At 54.3% G+C, this 19,530-nt stretch carries 13 protein-coding genes; 3 read left to right on the top strand and 10 right to left on the bottom strand.

Translation table 11 applies throughout. The features are described from left to right. Window positions 1-168 precede the first annotated feature (168 nt). Window positions 169-2,529, bottom strand: coding sequence for an LPS assembly protein LptD (lptD, locus tag LY264_RS20580; protein ID WP_048214959.1), 2,361 nt, complete (start codon window positions 2,527-2,529; stop codon window positions 169-171). Window positions 2,530-2,908: 379 nt separating this feature from the next. Here lptD and djlA point away from each other — a divergent pair, with 379 nt between their 5' ends. Beyond that, window positions 2,909-3,724: a co-chaperone DjlA gene (djlA, locus tag LY264_RS20575; RefSeq protein ID WP_008786173.1), complete on the top strand. Its 816-nt coding sequence runs from the start codon at window positions 2,909-2,911 to the stop codon at window positions 3,722-3,724. Between the two features lie 95 nt (window positions 3,725-3,819). Here djlA and rluA read toward each other — a convergent pair whose 3' ends face one another. The 6 genes from rluA to araB form a co-directional block, all read right to left on the bottom strand. Then, window positions 3,820-4,479: a bifunctional tRNA pseudouridine(32) synthase/23S rRNA pseudouridine(746) synthase RluA gene (rluA, locus tag LY264_RS20570; protein WP_008786174.1), complete on the bottom strand. Its 660-nt coding sequence runs from the start codon at window positions 4,477-4,479 to the stop codon at window positions 3,820-3,822. Window positions 4,480-4,490: 11 nt separating this feature from the next. Then, the gene (gene rapA / locus LY264_RS20565; protein WP_071692311.1) at window positions 4,491-7,397 is read right to left on the bottom strand and encodes an RNA polymerase-associated protein RapA; all 2,907 of its coding nucleotides are present in this window, start codon (window positions 7,395-7,397) and stop codon (window positions 4,491-4,493) included. Window positions 7,398-7,574: 177 nt separating this feature from the next. Next, complete coding sequence (gene polB, locus LY264_RS20560; RefSeq protein ID WP_048227106.1) at window positions 7,575-9,926, bottom strand: DNA polymerase II; 2,352 nt, start codon at window positions 9,924-9,926, stop codon at window positions 7,575-7,577. Window positions 9,927-10,016: 90 nt separating this feature from the next. After that, a complete protein-coding gene (gene araD, locus LY264_RS20555) occupies window positions 10,017-10,712 on the bottom strand; it encodes an L-ribulose-5-phosphate 4-epimerase (RefSeq protein ID WP_048227105.1) in 696 nt (231 codons plus the stop codon). A gap of 96 nt (window positions 10,713-10,808) precedes the next feature. After that, complete coding sequence (gene araA, locus LY264_RS20550) at window positions 10,809-12,311, bottom strand: L-arabinose isomerase (protein ID WP_003829590.1); 1,503 nt, start codon at window positions 12,309-12,311, stop codon at window positions 10,809-10,811. Between the two features lie 10 nt (window positions 12,312-12,321). Further along, window positions 12,322-14,031 (bottom strand): ribulokinase, encoded by a 1,710-nt coding sequence (araB, locus tag LY264_RS20545; protein WP_071692312.1) that lies wholly within the window; start codon window positions 14,029-14,031, stop codon window positions 12,322-12,324. Between the two features lie 339 nt (window positions 14,032-14,370). Here araB and araC point away from each other — a divergent pair, with 339 nt between their 5' ends. Then, complete coding sequence (gene araC / locus LY264_RS20540) at window positions 14,371-15,216, top strand: arabinose operon transcriptional regulator AraC (protein ID WP_003829586.1); 846 nt, start codon at window positions 14,371-14,373, stop codon at window positions 15,214-15,216. Window positions 15,217-15,335: 119 nt separating this feature from the next. Beyond that, the gene (locus tag LY264_RS20535) at window positions 15,336-16,103 is read left to right on the top strand and encodes a DedA family protein (RefSeq protein ID WP_048227103.1); all 768 of its coding nucleotides are present in this window, start codon (window positions 15,336-15,338) and stop codon (window positions 16,101-16,103) included. A 97-nt stretch (window positions 16,104-16,200) separates the two neighbouring features. On the opposite strand, the gene thiQ is transcribed toward LY264_RS20535, so the two are convergent. Genes thiQ through thiB form a run of 3 tightly spaced genes read right to left on the bottom strand, consistent with a single transcriptional unit; the run spans window position 16,201 to window position 19,452 of the window. Further along, complete coding sequence (thiQ, locus tag LY264_RS20530) at window positions 16,201-16,899, bottom strand: thiamine ABC transporter ATP-binding protein ThiQ (RefSeq protein ID WP_048227102.1); 699 nt, start codon at window positions 16,897-16,899, stop codon at window positions 16,201-16,203. Beyond that, entirely contained in the window at window positions 16,883-18,493 is a 1,611-nt protein-coding gene (gene thiP, locus LY264_RS20525; protein WP_048227101.1) for a thiamine/thiamine pyrophosphate ABC transporter permease ThiP, read from the bottom strand. Before thiP ends, thiQ begins: the two co-directional genes overlap by 17 nt. After that, window positions 18,469-19,452, bottom strand: coding sequence for a thiamine ABC transporter substrate binding subunit (thiB, locus tag LY264_RS20520; RefSeq protein ID WP_048227100.1), 984 nt, complete (start codon window positions 19,450-19,452; stop codon window positions 18,469-18,471). Before thiB ends, thiP begins: the two co-directional genes overlap by 25 nt. Window positions 19,453-19,530 lie beyond the last annotated feature (78 nt).

Genomic DNA, 19,530 nt, shown 5'->3' with positions numbered 1-19,530 from the left:
TATTAATTAACCGCAATGTGGATTACGTAGTATACCCTTCGTCTTTCAAGCCGCATTTTTGTTGGCTGCCTTCACTCACCCCAGTCACTTACTTATGTAAGCTCTTGGGGATTCTCTCAGTTGCCGCCTCAATGCAGCTCGAAATCCATTGGGTATCAATAAATCAGATCATAAAGAGCTTTGATACGGCAAAATGTTCGAACGCAGCATTTGGTTGGTGCCGAGACCGTAGTTGGAGCTCAGACCGCGCAGTTCGATATTAAAGCCGATCGTGTTGTCATAAATCGCGTGTTGCTGTTTGTCATCCCAACCGTTCAGCTTACGCTCGTAGCCGAAGCGAATGGCGTAACAGCAGGAGTTGTACTGTAAGCCCAGCATTGAATCTGCTTCTTTGTTCACGTTGGTATCGAAGTAGTAAGCGCCAACAATCGACCAACGCTCAGCAATTGGGAAGCTTGCCACCGCGCCCACCTGCGAAATCCCGTTTTTATACTGATCTGCCGTAGAGTAGTAAGACGGTAGAGTCGCCTGGATATATTCCGGGCTGGCGTAACGGTAATTCAACTGCAGCATCCGGTTTTCATCGCGACGGTATTCGATACTGCTGCTGCTGTTGGCGATACTATCCAGACGCGTGTCGTACTGGATCCCACTGCGTAAACCCCAGCGATCGGAGATACGCCAGTAGGTGTCGCCCGCCCATACCAGTGAACCCGTTTTGTCGTCATTCTCCCATTTAATGTTGTCATCGCCGGTGCGAGACTCGGTGAAATAGTAGATTTGACCCACAGAAATATTAAAACGTTCAACGGCAGCGTCATCATAAACGCGAGATGTGACCCCGGTCGTCACCTGGTTGGCAGAAGCAATACGGTCCAGACCGCCATAAGTACGGTCACGGAAGAGGCCGCTGTAGTCAGATTGCAGCAAGGATGAGTCATAGTTATAGATATGACTTTGGTCGCGATATGGGACGTACAGGTACTGCGCGCGCGGCTCCAGCGTCTGGGTATAACCCGGTGCCAGCATTTGCATGTCGCGCTCGAATACCATTTTGCCGTCAACTTTAAACTGCGGCATGACGCGGTTGGCTGACTCGTCGAGCTTGTTAACGTTACTCGGGTTGTTGTTGTACCAATCCAGATTGGTCTGCTGATAGTGCGTTGCCAGCAGCTTCGCTTCGGTATTGATACTGCCCCAGTTATTCGACAACGGCAGATTGATCGTTGGTTCCAGGTGAACACGCGTTGCTTCCGGCATGTTGTCATTGGTATTGACGAAATGGACCGCCTGGCCATAAATACGGGTATCAAATGGACCAACGTCATTCTGGTAATAGTTGACGTCTAACTGCGGCTGCGCAGAGTAGCTGTTACTGTTTTGTGCGTCGAAGACCTGGAACTGCTTGGTCGATACCGTAGCGTCAAAGTTTTGTACCGCGTAGCCGACGCTGAATTTCTGCGTGGCGTAGCCGTCGGTACTGGAACCGTATTTATTATCGAAATCGTTAAAGTAGCTGGTGTCGCTGACCTTGGTGTAGTCGACGTTGAAACGCCACACCTGGTCCAGTACACCGGCGTGCTGCCAGTAGAACAGCCAGCGACGTGAATTGTCATCCTTCGGATGTTCGTCCTCGTACACTTTATCGGAATTCAGATAGTCGAACTCCATCAAGCCCGCACCCGCCTGGGTGAGGTAGCGGAATTCGTTCTCCCACATGATCCCGCCACGACGGTGCATATAATGTGGCGTGATGGTGGCGTCCATATTGGGCGCAATGTTCCAGTAATACGGGAGGTAGAACTCAAAATAGTTATTGGTGGAATATTTTGCGTTCGGGATCAGGAAACCGGAACGGCGCTTATCGCCGACGGGTAACTGTAAATAAGGACTATAAAAGACCGGAACCGGACCCAGTTTAAAACGGGCGTTCCAGATCTCTGCGACCTGTTCTTCACGGTCGTGGATAACTTCGCTACCGACGACGCTCCAGGTATCTGAACCTGGCAGACAGGAGGTAAAGCTACCGTTTTCCAGAATGGTATAACGGTTTTCCCCACGCTGTTTCATCAGGTCGGCTTTCCCGCGCCCCTGACGGCCGACCATCTGGTAATCACCTTCCCAGATGTTGGTATCTTTGGTATTCAGATTGGACCAGCCCTTCGGCCCCTTCAGAATAACCTGATTGTCGTCATAATGGACATTGCCCAACGCATCGACGGTACGTATTGGCTCCGGCTGGCCTTCAGCCTGCTTCTGATGAAGCTGTACTTCGTCGGCCTGCAGGCGGCTGTTACCCTGTGCGATATCCACGTTGCCGGTAAACACCGCGTCATCGGGATAATTCCCTTTTGCGTTGTCGGCATTGATGGTGACGGGTAACTCATTAGTCTCGCCCTGTACCAGAGGACGGTCATAGCTCGGCACGCCCAGCATACACTGTGAGGCGAGATCGGCTGCCAGGCCCTGATGGCTATAGAGGGCGCTGGCAATCATGGTGGCCAGAAGAGTGGGAATACGTTTTTTCATACGTTGTATTTATTGTTCCATCATCAGTAGCGTCGCGCGTGACAAACGGTCACAGCCTAACTTATCTCATCTTCACTTCGCTAGTATTAATCCTGCCCATTTTATACCCGCCACCTTTCAAGCTGCATCTTCGTTGTCTTCCTCGTTCACCCCAGTCACTTACATGGGTAAGCTCCAGGGGACTCACTACGTTGCCGCCTTGCTGCAACTCGAAATCCAACGGGTATAGCGTTTGTGGTGTTAGGCACGGCATTGAATGACAGGTATGATAATGCAAATTATAGGCGATGTCCCACAATTGACCGCAGCCGTAAATCGGTAAAAGCACCTTATATTGTGGGACATAGCCTGGCTGAGAGCGGAAAGATTTGGGGAGTCTATGCAGTATTGGGGAAAGATAATTGGTGTAGCCGTGGCCTTAATGATGGGCGGCGGCTTCTGGGGTGTGGTTCTGGGGCTGTTAGTTGGCCACATGTTCGACAAAGCCCGCATGCGCAAAATGGCGTGGTTTGCCAACCAACGTGAACGCCAGGCGCTGTTTTTTGCCACCACTTTTGAGGTGATGGGACATCTGACCAAATCCAAAGGTCGTGTCACGGAAGCCGATATTCATATCGCCAGCCAGTTGATGGATCGGATGAATTTGCATGGTGACTCGCGAACGGCAGCACAACATGCCTTCCGGGTAGGAAAATCGGATAATTACCCATTACGTGAAAAGATGCGTCAGTTTCGCAGCGTCTGTTTTGGTCGATTCGATCTGATCCGCATGTTTCTGGAGATTCAGATCCAGGCGGCATTTGCCGATGGGTCGTTGCATCCTAACGAACGTGAAGTGCTGTATGTGATTGCTGAAGAGTTGGGGATCTCACGCACCCAATTTGATCAGTTCCTGCGCATGATGCAGGGCGGCGCACAGTTTGGCGGCGGATATCAGCAGCAGTCTGGCGGCGGTGGCTGGCAGCAGGCGCAACGCGGCCCGACGCTGGAAGACGCCTGTAATGTGCTGGGTGTGAAAACGACCGACGATGCGACCACCATCAAGCGCGCTTACCGTAAGCTGATGAGCGAGCACCATCCGGACAAACTGGTTGCGAAAGGTCTGCCGCCAGAGATGATGGAAATGGCGAAGCAAAAAGCGCAGGAAATCCAAAAAGCTTACGAGCTGATTAAGGATCAAAAAGGATTCAAGTGATTGAATTGCCGGATGCAGCTAGCGCCTTATCCGGCCTACGTTAATGAATGTAGGCCGGGCAAGCGAAGCGCCCCCGGCATAAATTGGCTCAGAATTTAAAAATCCGCCGGGACTTTAAACGTCATACTGTTGCCGTATTCGGGATGCGTGATGGTTAACATCTCTGCATGCAGCAACAGGCGTGGCGCTAACGCCAGAGCTTCCGGCGGAGCATAGAAGCGGTCGCCCAGGATAGGATGCCCTAAAGCCAGCATATGCACACGCAGCTGGTGGGAGCGTCCGGTAATGGGCTTGAGCACTACCCGGGCGGTGTTATCCGCCGCGAACTCCACAACTTCATACTCGGTCTGCGCCGATTTCCCGGTCTCATAACATACTTTTTGCTTTGGCCTGTTTGGCCAGTCGCAAATCAGCGGTAAATCAACCAGACCCTCGGCCGGAGCAGGATGCCCCCAGACGCGTGCGACATACTGTTTTTTCGGTTCGCGCTCGCGAAACTGGCGTTTTAGCTCGCGCTCTGCCGCTTTGGTTAGCGCGACTACAATCACGCCGCTGGTTGCCATATCCAGACGATGCACGGATTCAGCCTGCGGATAATCGCGCTGAATACGCGTCATCACGCTGTCTTTGTGCTCATCCAGACGACCTGGCACAGACAACAAGCCGCTCGGCTTGTTGACCACCATAATGTGGTCATCCTGATACAGGATGACCAGCCAGGGTTCCTGCGGCGGATTGTAGTTTTCCATCCCCATGTATGGCTCCGTTACTGATGCGTCACGACGATCAGGCGCAGGGCATCGAGACGCCAGCCCGCCTGATCCAGGCTTTCCATCACCTGCTGACGGTTGCTTTCAATTGCGCTAAGTTCGTCATCACGGATGTTCGGGTTAACGGCACGCAGCGCTTCGAGACGGGAAAGTTCTGCCGTCAGCTTCTCGTCAGCTTCTTTACGCGCTGCGTCGATCAGCGCGCGGGCTGATTTTTCCACCTGCGCTTCACCGAGTTGCAGAATGGCATGAACATCCTGCTGCACGGCGTTGACCAGTTTGCTGCCGGTGTGGCGGTTAACGGCGCTGAGCTGACGGTTAAAGGTTTCGAACTCAACCTGTGCAGCAAGGTTATTGCCGTTTTTATCCAGCAGCATGCGTACCGGCGTTGGTGGCAGGAAGCGGTTTAGCTGCAGTTGTTTCGGCGCTTGCGCTTCAACAACATAGACCAGCTCAACCAGCAGTGTACCAACAGGTAATGCTTTGTTTTTCAACAACGAAATAGTGCTGCTTCCGGTGTCGCCGGAGAGGATCAGATCCAGACCATTGCGGATCAGCGGATGCTCCCAGGTAATGAACTGGGCATCTTCACGCGACAGGGCGACATCGCGCTCGAACGTAATGGTGCAGCCATCTTCCGGCAGCCCAGGGAAATCCGGCACCAGCATATGATCGGACGGCGTCAGTACGATCAAATTGTCGCCACGGTCATCCTGATTAATACCGACGATATCAAACAGGTTCATGGCGAAGGCGATCAGGCTGGTATCGTCGTCCTGTTCTTCAATACTTTCAGCCAACGCCAGTGCTTTTTCGCCGCCGTTAGAGTGGATCTCCAGCAGGCGATCGCGACCTTGCTCCAGCTGTGCTTTCAGCGCGTCATGCTGTTCGCGGCAGGTTTTGATCAGATCGTCAAAGCCCTCGGTATTTTCTGGTTCAGCCAGGTAGCCGATCAGATTGTTATAGACCGTGTCATAGATGGTACGGCCGGTCGGGCAGGTGTGTTCGAACGCGTCCAGACCTTCGTGGTACCAGCGCACCAGCACGGATTGCGCGGTTTTTTCCAGGTACGGAACGTGAATCTGAATATCATGCGCCTGACCAATACGGTCAAGACGGCCAATACGCTGTTCCAGCAGATCCGGGTTGAACGGCAGGTCAAACATCACCAGATTGCTGGCGAACTGGAAGTTACGCCCTTCGGAGCCGATTTCAGAGCACAGCATTACCTGGGCACCGCTATCTTCTTCGCTAAACCAGGCCGCGGCGCGGTCACGTTCAATGATCGACATCCCTTCATGGAATACGGCAGCGCGGATACCTTCGCGTTCGCGCAGAACCTGTTCCAGCTGAAGCGCGGTAGTGGCTTTCGCGCAGATAACCAGCACTTTTTGCGAGCGGTGGCTGGTCAGGTAGCCCATCAGCCATTCCACGCGCGGGTCAAAGTTCCACCAGGTGCCGGTGTCGCCTTCGAATTCCTGATAAATCTGTTCCGGGTAGAGCATGTCGCGCGCCCGGTCTTCCGCACTTTTACGCACGCCCATAATGCCGGAGACTTTAATCGCCGTCTGGTATTGGGTCGGCAGCGGCAGCTTGATGGTATGCAGCTCGCGTTTCGGGAAGCCTTTTACACCGTTACGGGTGTTACGGAACAGCACACGGCTGGTGCCATGGCGGTCCATCAGCATCGAAACCAGCTCCTGACGCGCGCTCTGTGCGTCTTCGCTGTCGCTGTTTGCCGCCTGCAATAGCGGCTCAATGTCCTGCTCGCCAATCATGTCGCCTAACATGTTCAGCTCATTGTTACTCAGCTTGTTGCCTGCCAGCAGCATGGCGACGGCGTCGGCGACCGGACGATAATTTTTTTGCTCTTCAACAAACTGGGCGAAATCGTGGAAACGGCTCGGGTCCAGCAGGCGCAGGCGTGCAAAGTGACTTTCCATGCCCAGTTGCTCCGGTGTAGCGGTTAGCAGCAGGATGCCCGGCACACGTTCTGCCAGTTGTTCAATGGCCATATATTCGCGGCTGGGCGCGTCTTCGCTCCACACCAGGTGATGGGCTTCATCGACAATCAGCAGATCCCACTCGGCGTCACACAGGTGCTCCAGACGTTGTTTATTACGACGGGCAAAGTCCAGCGAGCAGATGACCAGTTGTTCGGTTTCAAACGGGTTGTAGGCGTCGTGCTGCGCTTCTGCATAACGCTCATCATCAAACAGCGCAAAACGCAGGTTGAAACGGCGCAGCATTTCGACCAGCCACTGGTGCTGTAATGTCTCTGGGACGATGATCAGCACGCGCTCTGCGGCGCCGGACAGCAGTTGCTGATGCAGGATCATCCCGGCTTCAATGGTTTTACCTAAACCCACTTCGTCTGCCAGTAAAACGCGAGGAGCATGACGACGGCCAACATCATGGGCAATGTTCAGCTGGTGAGGAATCAGGCTGGTACGTTGACCACGCAACCCACTCCACGGCATACGGTATTGTTCACTCTGAAATTTACGGGCGCGATAGCGCAGAGCAAAGCGATCCATGCGGTCAATCTGGCCGGCAAACAGGCGATCTTGTGGTTTGCTGAATACCAGTTTGCTGTCGAGCAGTACTTCACGCAGCATGACACCGGTTTCTTCGGTATCCAGGCGGGTTCCGATATAGGCAAGCAGGCCGTTTTCTTCTTTTACTTCATCGACATGCAGTTGCCAGCCTTCATGGCTTGTTATCGTATCGCCAGGATTGAACATCACGCGGGTCACGGGGGAATCACTGCGCGCATACAGACGGTTTTCGCCCGTCGATGAGAAAAGTAAAGTGACGGTTCGCGCATCCATGGCGACAACAGTACCAAGTCCCAATTCGCTTTCTGTATCGCTGATCCAGCGTTGACCAAGTGTAAAAGGCATATATGTTCGGCTCTATATCTTTAATTGCAGGCAATACTCGTCATTTTCCGGGCTAATCCCCGTTATTGAGAGCATACGACCCCGCTACCAGGCTAATAAATCAGTGGTAGTGGTGTTAAATGGGTCCAGGAATGGAAAGGGCGCTATGGTACTGGATGGCGGCGGTTTCGTCACGCGTCAAAATAACCCCAGTTGTCCTGTGAGTAGTGTAGCAAAATTATCGTCAATAAAGGGAAGAATTCCCTCGGCAACGGGTTGGATCTGGCGGGTCAGATAATGCTCGTAATCGAGTACAGATAGCTGATAATCAACAGGTTCTGGGCCATTGACCGTCCAGACATATTTTATGGTTCCGCGATTCTGATACTGTGGCGGACGCCCCAGCTTTACATTCTGCTCATCGGCGAGTCGCGCGGCACGAACGTGTGGTGGAACATTTCGCTGGTATTCACTTAACGGGCGACGCAGGCGCTTGCGGTACACCAGTTGTTCATCCATTTCACCAGCCATCAGACGGTCAATAGTCTCGCGAACAAACTCCTGATAAGGTTCGTTACGAAAAATTCGCAGGTATAGCTCCTGCTGAAACTGTTGGGCTAGCGGCGTCCAGTCGGTTCGTACCGTTTCCAGTCCCTTAAACACCATACGTTGCTCTGCACCGTCCTGAATCATCCCCGCATAGCGTTTTTTACTGCCGGTATCTGCACCGCGAATGGTCGGCATCAGAAAGCGACAAAAATGGGTTTCAAATTCCAGCTCCAGCGCGCTGGTCAGATTTTGTTGCTTCAGCGATTGCGCCCACCAGGTGTTGACATAGCTCACCAGTTCCCGACCAATTCGGGCTGCATCGTCTTCTGAGTGCGCCTTTTTCAGCCAGACAAAGGTGGAATCGGTATCGCCATAAATGACATCGTAACCCTGAGCCTCAATTAACGCTTTGGTCTGGCGCATGATCGCATGGCCGCGCATGGTAATGGACGAGGCCAGTCTCGGGTCGAAAAAGCGACAGGCGGTGGTGCCCAGCACGCCGTAAAATGCGTTCATGATGATTTTCAACGCCTGCGAGAGCGGTTTATTGCCGCGGCGTTTTGCTTCTTCGCGCCCGTGCCAGATCTGTGTAACGATTTCCGGCAGGCAGTGCTTTTTGCGTGAAAACCAGGCGTCAAGGAAACCTTCGGTGCTGTGTTCCGGATCCGGCTGCGCCATCCCTTCGATAAGCCCCACCGGATCGATTAAAAAAGTACGAATTATTGAGGGATACAGGCTTTTGTAATCCAGCACCAGTACGGAGTCGTACAATCCTGGGCGCGAGTCCATCACATAGCCGCCGGGACTGGCGTGCGCGGGGACTTCACCGAGATTCGGCGCCACATAACCCGCCCGGTGCATTCGTGGCAGGTAGAGATGTCCGAAGGCGGCAACTGAACCACCGTGCCGGTCGACCGGCAGACCGTTGACCGTCGATCGTTCCAGCAGAAATGGCATGATCTCGGTTTTGTGAAAAATGCGCGTGACCAACTCACAGTCTTTGAGATTGTAGGTGGCAAGCGCGGGCTTATCCTGGGCAAATCGACGGTCGATTTCATCCATTCTGTCCCACGGATTATCAATCGACTTCCCTTCGCCCAGCAGCTCCTGTGACACCGTTTCCAGCGAGAATGACGAGAAATTCCAGAATGCGGATTTGAGTGCTTCAATGCCGTCAATGATCAGACGACCTTTGGCCTGCGCGAAGAACACGCCGTTTTTGAAGCCATGCTCGCGCCACTCCAGTTCGCTATTATCACGACCAAAACGCAGGGGAATGCGGTAACGTTCGGCGTGCTTTTGCAGGACGCGTAAATCGAATTGCACGACGTTCCAGCCAATTATCACATCAGGATCGTGACGGGCAACCCAGTCATTGAGTTTTTCCAGCAACTGCGGGCGGCTTGCTACGTACTCAAGTTCAAAATCAAGCGTAGAGGCGTCGCCGTTTGGCGGGCCGAGCATGTAGACAATACGCTGCCCACAGCCTTCAAGACCGATGCAATAGAGTTCGCCGTGGCGCGTGGTTTCAATATCCAGCGATACCCATTTTAGCGGTGGTCGATAGTCAGGGTTCGGCTTCAGGCGGGCATTCACCAGCATGTCATTATGTCTGTCGCCTTCGACCCAAACAGGGGAGGTGATAAAGCGCTCCATCAGATACCGCTCAGGTGGGCGTACGTCGCCCTCATAGACGGTGACTGCGTTTTCGCGCAGCAGTTTTTCCAATCGCATGAGCTGGCGATGTGAGCGGCAATACAGTCCGGAAACAGGCTGGCGGTGGAAGTCTTGCAATTGCAGCGATTTCAGGCGATAGCCGTTTTCAGTGCGTAATAATGACATTACGCGAGGAACCTGACTGGTGGGAATAAACGCGACCGACTCCTGAGGCGCGAGCGTGACCTGCAGCGGCCCATCGTCTGTAGCCAGCCAGAATGAGACCTCAGTTCCCTGCGGGGTGTCCCGCCAGTGCCGGGTTAAAATAAAACCTGCTTGCGCCACGCTGCGTATCCGTCAAAAAACCAGGCATTATTATAGCCTGGTTCTGATAGATTAGCTGTGATTTTATACAGTTGTCATGCTCAAAAGAGGTTACTGTCCGTAATACGCTTTAGCACCGTGTTTGCGCAGGTAGTGTTTATCTAGCAGGGTTTGCTGCATATCCGGTAATTGCGGCGCGAGCTGGCGGCAGAAAATCCCCATATAGGCTACTTCTTCCAGCACGATGGCGTTATGCACCGCATCTTCGGCATTTTTTCCCCAGGCAAATGGACCGTGAGAGTGCACCAGCACGCCAGGCATCTGTGCGGCGTCAATACCTTGTTTTTCAAAGGCTTCAACGATTACGTTACCGGTTTCCCATTCATATTCGCCATTGATTTCTTCGTCGGTCATTTTGCGTGTGCAGGGAATCGAACCGTAGAAATAGTCCGCATGGGTGGTCCCCGTTGCCGGAATCGACTGACCCGCCTGCGCCCAGATGGTTGCATGACGCGAATGGGTGTGAACAATGCCGCCAATGGTCGGGAATGCCTGATATAACAAACGGTGTGTTGGGGTATCTGAGGAGGGCTTTTTCGTGCCTTCAACGACTTCCCCCGTGGCGATACTGACTACCACCATATCGTCGGCGGTCATTACGCTGTAATCGACTCCCGAAGGTTTAATCACAAACACGCCGCGCTCGCGATCGACGGCGCTAACGTTTCCCCAGGTCAGCGTCACCAGGTTGTGCTTTGGCAGCGCCAGATTCGCTTCCAGTACCTGACGTTTAAGATCTTCTAGCATGTTAACTCCTGAATGCCGGATGGCGCTTCGCTTATCCGGCCTACGTAATTTGTAGGCCCGGTAAATGAAATGCCACCGGGCAATCCGTTTCACCAATTAACGTTTGAACCCGTAATACACTTCGTTCCAGCGCAGCGCGTCCTTAAAGGCCGGCAGGCGGGTATCGTTATCGATCACCGCGATCTCGATATCGTGCATTTCGGCGAACTGACGCATGTCGTTCAGATCCAGCGCGTGGCTGAACACGGTGTGGTGCGCGCCACCGGCCAGGATCCAGGCTTCAGAAGCGGTTGGCAGATCCGGTTGAGCTTTCCACAGAGCGTTAGCGACAGGCAGTTTGGGCAGGGAGTGTGGCGTTTGTACCGTGTCGATGCAGTTAACCAGCAGGCGATAGCGATCGCCGAGATCGATCAGGCTGGCAACCACTGCCGGGCCGGTTTTGGTGTTGAAGATCAGACGGGCAGGATCGTCTTTACCACCAATGCCGAGGTGCTGTACGTCGAGGATCGGTTTCTCTTCCACCGCGATGGACGGGCACACTTCCAGCATGTGCGAGCCGAGCACCAGATCGTTGCCTTTCTCGAAGTGGTAGGTGTAATCCTCCATAAATGAGGTGCCGCCCTGCAGACCGGTTGACATCACCTTCATGATGCGAAGCAGAGCGGCGGTTTTCCAGTCGCCTTCGCCCGCAAAGCCGTAGCCTTGCTGCATCAGACGCTGTACGGCCAGACCAGGGAGCTGTTTCAGGCCGTGTAAATCTTCAAATGTGGTGGTGAAGGCGTGGAATCCGCCCTGTTCCAGGAAGCGCTTCATCCCCAGTTCAATACGGGCCGCTTCCAGGACATTCTGACGTTTTTCACCGTGGACTTGCGTCGCCGCCGTCATGGTATAGGTGCTTTCGTACTCATCGATTAGCGCGTTGATTTCACCGTCGCTAATTGCGTTCACTACCTGCACCAGATCGCCCACGGCCCAGGTGTTTACCGAGAAGCCGAACTTGATCTGCGCAGCGACTTTATCGCCATCGGTGACCGCAACTTCACGCATGTTGTCGCCAAAACGGCAGACTTTCAGGTGGCGGGTATCTTGTTTGGACACGGCCTGGCGCATCCAGGAGCCAATGCGTTCGTGCGCTTGTTTATCCTGCCAGTGACCGGTGACCACAGCATGCTGCTGACGCATACGCGCGCCGATGAAGCCGAACTCACGACCGCCGTGCGCAGTCTGGTTCAGGTTCATAAAGTCCATATCAATGCTGTCCCACGGCAGGGCGGCATTGAACTGGGTGTGGAACTGCATCAGTGGCTTGTTGAGAATAGTCAGGCCGTTAATCCACATTTTGGCCGGGGAGAAGGTATGCAGCCAGACCACCATCCCTGCACAGCGATCGTCGTAATTCGCGTCACGACAGATAGCGGTAATCTCGTCAGGGGAAGTGCCCAGCGGTTTTAATACCAGCTTGCAGGGCAGTTTGGCTTCAGTATTCAGTGCGTTAACGACGTGCTCGGCATGTTGGGTTACCTGACGCAGGGTTTCAGGGCCATACAGATGCTGGCTACCAATCACAAACCACACTTCATAGTTATCAAAAATCGTCATTGTCGTGTCCTTAATGTGTCAGGGTTGCCAGGTCTACCGGGGCTTGTTGCGCCGGAGCGGCAGTCGGAAGGTATTGCTGTTCAGCGCTTACTGCCCACTGCTGATAGCGGCGGTAAAGCTGTTCAAAACGTTGAGCCTGCTCTGGGCGAGGTTGCAGCGTGTTTTCCACGGCGCTTGCCATCTGCTGCTGAGCGGCAGGGATATCAGCGTGTACTTTCGCGGCAACGGCGGCGAAGATAGCTGCACCGAGTGCGCAGCACTGGTCTGAAGCGACAATCTGTAGCGGACGGTTCAGCACGTCACAGCAGGCCTGCATGATGACCGGGTTCTTGCGCGCGATACCGCCAAGCGCCATCACGTTGTTAACCGCAATGCCTTGTTCGGTGAAGCATTCCATGATGGCGCGTGCGCCAAAGGCCGTGGCGGCAATCAGACCACCGAACAGCGCTGGTGCATCGGTTGCCAGATTCAGGTCGGTAATGACGCCTTTCAGACGCTGGTTGGCATTCGGCGTACGACGACCATTGAACCAGTCGAGCACCACCGGCAGGTGATCCAGCGACGGATTTTTCGCCCAGGCTTCGGTGAGCGCAGGCAGCAGCTGTTTTTGGCTGGCTTTAATCTGTGTTTTCAGTTCCGGGTGCTGCGCCGCAAGCTGTTCCAGCGGCCAGCTCAATACACGGCTAAACCAGGCATAGATGTCACCGAATGCAGACTGACCAGCTTCAAGGCCAATAAAATTAGGTACCACGCTGCCATCAACCTGGCCGCAAATGCCTTTCACCGCACGCTCGCCAACGCTTTGCTTGTCGGCAATCAGAATGTCGCAGGTAGACGTGCCGATGACTTTCACCAGCGTGTTAGGCTGTGCACCTGTGCCGACCGCGCCCATATGGCAGTCAAAAGCACCGCCTGCAATCACCACACTCTCCGGTAGCCCCAGACGCTGTGCCCACTCGGCGCACAGGGTGCCAACCGGCAGATCCGCGGTGAAGGTATCGGTAAACATTGGGTATTGCAGATGGCGGTTGAGGATGGGGTCGAGTTCGTCAAAGAAACTGGCTGGCGGCAGACCCCCCCAGCTTTCATGCCACAGGGATTTATGCCCGGCGCTGCAGCGACCGCGACGAATATCCTGCGGGCGTACGGTGTTGGAGAGCAGGGCTGGAACCCAGTCGCATAGCTCAATCCACGAAACCGCAGCTTCGGCAACTGCGTGGTCCTGACGAGTTACATGCAGGATTTTGGCCCAGAACCATTCGCTGGAATAAATGCCACCGATATAGCGGGAGTAATCGATCTTGCCCGGTGTATGGCACAGGCGGGTGATTTCTTCGGCTTCTTCTACTGAGGTGTGATCTTTCCACAGGACAAACATCGCATTCGGGTTTTCCGCGAACTCCGGACGCAGCGCCAGTACATTACCGTCTGCATCGATGGGTGCCGGGGTTGAGCCGGTACTGTCAACGCCAATCCCGACTACTTCCGCGCGTTGTTCTGCGCTCAGCTCGGCCAGGACGGTTTTCAGCGCCGCTTCCATGGACTCAATGTAGTCGCGCGGATGATGGCGAAACTGGTTGTTTGGGCCATCGCAATACTGCCCTTTCTGCCAACGTGGGTACCACTCAACGCTGGTGGCGATCTCTTCGCCGGTGGCACATTCCACCGCCAAAGCGCGTACTGAATCACTACCAAAATCGAGGCCAATTGCAATCGCCATCGTCTTACTCCATCCAAAAATACGGGTATGGATAAACAGTAGTGAGTAGCGATAAAAACCGTCAGGCAGGATCCGCTAATCTTATGGACTAAAATGCTGTGACATCACAAAGTGTGACGCTGTGCAAATAATCAATGTGGACATTTCTGCCGTAGTTATAGACACTTTTGTTAGCCGATTTTGACGTTGGCGTAGTACATGTTTTTTACAAAGAGCTTTTCACAAGCGGGGTTGGTGGTCCATGGCCGCAAATACAGCGGCCCGCAGAGGCGACAGCGATGATGTCTGGCGTAATATGGACAAATTGTTTCTTGGCAGGACATAGGGAGTATTGAAATTATGGCTGAAACGCAAAACGATCCCCTGTTGCCAGGTTATTCGTTTAACGCGCATTTGGTGGCCGGATTAACCCCCATTGAGGCGAACGGATACCTGGATTTTTTTATCGACAGGCCGCTGGGTATGAAGGGTTATATCCTCAATCTCACCATCCGTGGCGAAGGGGTTATCAATAATCAGGGCAAGCAGTTTGTCTGCCGGCCTGGCGATATTCTGTTGTTTCCACCCGGAGAAATTCACCACTACGGGCGCCATCCTGATGCCAGCGAGTGGTATCACCAGTGGGTTTACTTTCGCCCGCGCGCCTACTGGCAGGAGTGGCTGACCTGGCCGGCCATTTTTGGCCAGACCGGTTTTTTCCGCCCGGATGAAGCACATCAGCCGCATTTTAACGAGCTGTTTGGGCAAATAATTAACGCCGGGCAGGGAGAAGGTCGTTATTCTGAACTGCTGGCGATTAATTTACTGGAGCAGTTGTTGCTCCGACGTATGGAAGCCATCAATGAATCGCTACACCCGCCCATGGACAACCGCGTTCGCGATGCCTGCCAGTACATTAGCGATCATCTGGCGGACAGCAATTTTGATATTGCCAGCGTCGCACAGCATGTCTGCCTGTCGCCTTCCCGTTTGTCGCATCTGTTCCGTCAGCAGTTGGGTATCAGTGTATTAAGCTGGCGCGAGGACCAGCGCATCAGCCAGGCGAAGTTACTGCTGAGTACCACACGTATGCCTATCGCCACCGTAGGTCGCAATGTTGGCTTTGACGACCAGCTCTATTTCTCTCGTGTTTTCAAAAAATGTACCGGTGCCAGTCCGAGCGAGTTTCGCGCTGGATGTGAATAAAAAGTGAATGATGTATCCTGAAAGTTGTCATAACTCGCAATCTATTCAGACAATTGATGGCTTGACGAAGTTGAGAGGGGTTATCAAAATCCCTGCTTCGTAAATTTGACGGACACATTATGCAAGCATTGCTGGAACACTTTATTCTCCAGTCCGCCCTGTACTCTCTGATCGCCGTACTTCTGGTGGCTTTTTTGGAGTCGTTGGCGCTGGTTGGTCTGATTCTGCCCGGGACCGTGATGATGGCGGGGTTGGGCGCGCTGATTGGCAGCGGCGAACTGAACTTCTGGCATGCCTGGCTTGCGGGCATTGTCGGCTGCCTGTTGGGGGACTGGATCTCCTTCTGGTTGGGCTGGCGCTTTAAAAAGCCATTGCACCGTTGGTCGTTCATGAAAAAGAACAAGGCGTTGCTGGATAAAACCGAGCACGCCCTGCATCAGCACAGCATGTTTACTATTCTGGTGGGGCGTTTTGTCGGACCGACGCGCCCGCTGGTGCCGATGGTAGCAGGCATGCTGGATCTGCCTGTCGCTAAATTTATCGTCCCGAATATTATTGGCTGCGTGCTGTGGCCACCGTTCTACTTCCTGCCGGGGATCCTGGCGGGAGCGGCAATTGATATCCCTTCTGATATGCAGAGCGGGGATTTTAAATGGTTGCTGCTGGCGACGGCGGTGTTGCTCTGGGTGGGCGGCTGGTTTTGTTGGCGGCTGTGGCGCAGTGGCAAAGCGGCTGTTGATCGCTTAACGGCGTATTTCCCCCGCAGCCGTTTGCTGTATCTGGCGCCGTTGACGCTCGGGATCGGCGTGGTCGCGCTGGTGACGTTACTGCGCCATCCGCTGATGCCGGTGTATATCGACATTCTGCGCAAAGTGGTGGGTTACTGACGACACCTTTGCCGGATGGCGGCTTTGCCTTATCCGGCCTACAAAATGTGCGACCTGCAGGCCGGATAAGGCGTTCACGCCGTCATCCGGCAACGCATTATGCTTTAATGCCCAATAGCGCCGAGGCGCTGGCGTTGCCGCTTAACAGATCGTCCGTTTTGCCCTGCCACGCGATGCGCCCATCGGCGACCACAATCGAGCGGGACGCAATTCGCGCCGCATCTTCTACGCTGTGAGAAACCATCAGTAAGGTCAGCTGCTTCTCGCGACAGACTTCGGCGACCAGCGTTAGCATCTCCTGGCGCAGCGCGGGATCGAGCGCTGAGAACGGTTCATCAAGCAGTAAAATAGGTTGTTCCCGCACCAGACAACGCGCCAGCGCCACGCGCTGTCGCTGCCCGCCGGAAAGTTCGCCGGGGAGGCGTTCCAGCAGAGAGTCGAGTCCCATTTGTTGAGCGATGTGGTGCATTTTCTCCCGCTGCGATGTGTTCAGCTTCAATCCCGGATTCAGGCCCAGGCCGATGTTTTGCTGTACGCTCAGATGGCTGAACAGGTTGTTTTCCTGAAACAGCATGGAAACAGGACGGCGTGAGGGCGGCGTGGTGGTGTGATCTTCACCATCAATCATCATGGTACCGCTGGCAGGCGTGAGAAAGCCGGCAATCAGATTCAGCAGCGTACTTTTCCCGGCGCCGCTGGGCCCGAGTACAGCTATTTGCTCACCGCGCGCGACCGACAGGGTAAAGCGCATGGGCAAATGGTGATAAAGCCATGTGATATCAATCAGTTTTAACATTTTGACCCGGCAATTTCTCAATAACGGTAAACAGCGTAAAGCATAGGATCAGCAGTAATAACGCCGTAACTGCGCCATCCTGACTGCGATAAGAGCCAATCTGCTGATATAAATAAAACGGCAGGGTACGGAAATCCTCATTACCAAATAACGCCACTACACCAAAATCGCCAATCGACAGGACGCAGGCAAACGCCATCGCCTGCGCCAGCGGGCGCTTCAGGGCGCGCAGTTCAACCACTTTCAGGCGCGACCATCCCTCAATGCCCAACGACTGGCACAACATACTGTAGCGCGCAGTGACGTCACGCATTGGGTTTTCCAGTACCTTCAGTGCATAAGGGATCGCCATCAGCGCATTGGTAAAAATGACAATGCTGTCGGCAGATTCAGGAAGACCAGTGGTGTTATTGAGCAGCAGAAAGAAGCCGGTAGCTAACACGATGCCCGGCATGGCGAGGATCATCATGCCGCTCAACTCCAGCATCTGACCTGCCAGCAGCTGCTGTCGGGCGCGCAGTTCACGACTGCTCCATAACAGCATCATGGTGAGTACGACGCATAACGCTCCTGCTGCTAATGCGATGCGCAGCGAGGTTCCCAGCGCCTGCCACAGCACTGGCTGCATCAGTACATCCAGAACCTGGCGGTTTAAGCCATCGACAATCACCGCCAGCAACGGCGGCAATAACAGCAACAGGGCAAGAATAATCAGGATTGCGTCAGCCAGTCGGCTGTGCAGGCGATCGTCGGGATCGCGCCAGCCTTGTACCAGGGTAGCACCGGGAGCAATCGCCCGGCTCAGACGTTGACTGAGGAGCACCAGCGCCAAACAACAAACCATCTGGATCAACGCCAGCATGGCTGCGCGGGCAGGATCGTAATCAAAATTCAGCGCCTGATAGATAGCCAGTTCGATGGTGGTGGCCTGTGGCCCGCCGCCCAGCGACAGAACGGTGGCGAAGCTGGCGAAGCACAACATAAAGATGAGTGCCGCGACGGGCAGGATCTGACGACGCAGCCACGGCCATTCAACAAAACGGAAGAAATGCCAGCCACGCATACCCAACTGAGCGGCTAACTGCCGCTGTTCGCCGGGAATATTCTCCAGCGACTGTAACAGCAGGCGGCTGGCCATCGGCAGATTGAAAAAGACATGCGCCAGCAGAATGCCCTGCAAACCGTATGGCGAAAACGTCCACTCCAGCCCGAATATATGCCAGAGCGAGGCCAGCCAACCCTGGCGGCCGTAGACGCTAAGAATACCGAATACCGCGACCAGCACTGGCAGGATTAACGTCATTGCGCACAGACGCAGCAGCGCCAGACGTCCTGGAAAACGACGACGATAGAGCGCTCTGGCAAGGAAAATCGCCGGGACAACCGACAGCACAGCGGATAAAAAAGCCTGCCAGAAAGAAAAGCGCACCACGTGCCACAGGTAGTCATCTTGCCACAGCGAGAGCCATTCTCCCTGCGGGGCGTTAAACCACAGAGCCAGAAATGCGGCCAGGGCAACGGCCACCATCAGCGTGGCGGCGGTAAGCCCTGGAACCAGCCAGCCGGGGATTAACGGCTGACGGCGCGTTGCCATTCGCTAATCCATGCCTGACGCTGGGCCGCAACCTGCTGCGGCGTAAATTCCAGCGCGATGGCCGGTTTATTCAGTTGCTCGAATCCTGGCGGTAGGGCGACTTGCGTCACGGGATACATCCAGTTGCCGGTCGGAATCGCATTCTGGAATGCCGGGGATACCATAAACTTCAGGAATTTCTCGGCCAGTTCCGGCTGCTTGCTGGCTGCGGTACGGGCGGCGACTTCCACCTGTAAATAGTGGCCTTCGCTAAAGTTGGCCGCGGCGTAGTTGTCTTTTTTATCGGCAATGATGTGATAGGCCGGAGAGGTGGTGTAGCTGAGCACCAGATCGCTTTCACCTTTCAGGAACAGGCCGTAGGCTTCGCTCCAGCCCTTGGTGACGGTGACGGTTTTGACTGCCAGTTTCTGCCATGCCTCTGGCGCTTTATCGCCATAGACTTTCTGCATCCATAGCAACAGACCCAATCCCGGCGTGCTGGTGCGCGGATCCTGATAAATGACGCGCCATTTTTGGTCGCTCTCTACCAGTTCTTTCAGGCTTTTGGGCGGATTTTTCAGCTTGTTTTTATCATAGACAAAAGCGAAGTAGCCGTAATCAAACGGAACAAAGGTGTCATTTTTCCAGCCGCCGGGTACGTTAACGGCGTCGTTTGCTACACCGCTTTTGGCAAACAGTTTGGTTTGTGTGGCGGCTTCCAGCAGGTTGTTATCCAGACCCAGCACGACGTCGGCTTTGCTGTTTTTTCCTTCCATGCGCAGGCGGTTAAGCAGCGAGACGCCATCTTCCAGCGCCACCAGCTTTAGCTCGCAGTTGCAGTCAGCTTCAAAAGCTTTTTTGATTGTCGGGCCAGGGCCCCAGTCAGCGGCGAACGAGTCGTAGGTATAGACGGTCAGTACAGGTTTAGCGAAGGCAGGCGCTGCGCACAGCAGTAAAAGCGGAAGACATTTTTTAAACACTTTGCACCTCAAGAGTTGGGTGGCAAAGGACTTGAGATAAGCCTCAAATCCCTTCGCCGGCATTATCCGGATCAGGTT

Source organism: Citrobacter portucalensis, assembly GCF_023374935.1.
GTDB lineage: Bacteria > Pseudomonadota > Gammaproteobacteria > Enterobacterales > Enterobacteriaceae > Citrobacter > Citrobacter portucalensis.
Note: the sequence above shows the minus strand (reverse complement) of the source record. Positions and strands in the feature narration are given on the sequence as shown.

Coding starts and splice junctions, on each gene's coding strand:
- lptD (WP_048214959.1), bottom strand. CDS start 2,529: ATGAAAAAACGTATTCCCACTCTTCTGGCCACCATGATTGCCAGCGCC.
- djlA (WP_008786173.1), top strand. CDS start 2,909: ATGCAGTATTGGGGAAAGATAATTGGTGTAGCCGTGGCCTTAATGATG.
- rluA (WP_008786174.1), bottom strand. CDS start 4,479: ATGGGGATGGAAAACTACAATCCGCCGCAGGAACCCTGGCTGGTCATC.
- rapA (WP_071692311.1), bottom strand. CDS start 7,397: ATGCCTTTTACACTTGGTCAACGCTGGATCAGCGATACAGAAAGCGAA.
- araD (WP_048227105.1), bottom strand. CDS start 10,712: ATGCTAGAAGATCTTAAACGTCAGGTACTGGAAGCGAATCTGGCGCTG.
- araA (WP_003829590.1), bottom strand. CDS start 12,311: ATGACGATTTTTGATAACTATGAAGTGTGGTTTGTGATTGGTAGCCAG.
- araB (WP_071692312.1), bottom strand. CDS start 14,031: ATGGCGATTGCAATTGGCCTCGATTTTGGTAGTGATTCAGTACGCGCT.
- araC (WP_003829586.1), top strand. CDS start 14,371: ATGGCTGAAACGCAAAACGATCCCCTGTTGCCAGGTTATTCGTTTAAC.
- LY264_RS20535 (WP_048227103.1), top strand. CDS start 15,336: ATGCAAGCATTGCTGGAACACTTTATTCTCCAGTCCGCCCTGTACTCT.
- thiQ (WP_048227102.1), bottom strand. CDS start 16,899: ATGTTAAAACTGATTGATATCACATGGCTTTATCACCATTTGCCCATG.
- thiP (WP_048227101.1), bottom strand. CDS start 18,493: ATGGCAACGCGCCGTCAGCCGTTAATCCCCGGCTGGCTGGTTCCAGGG.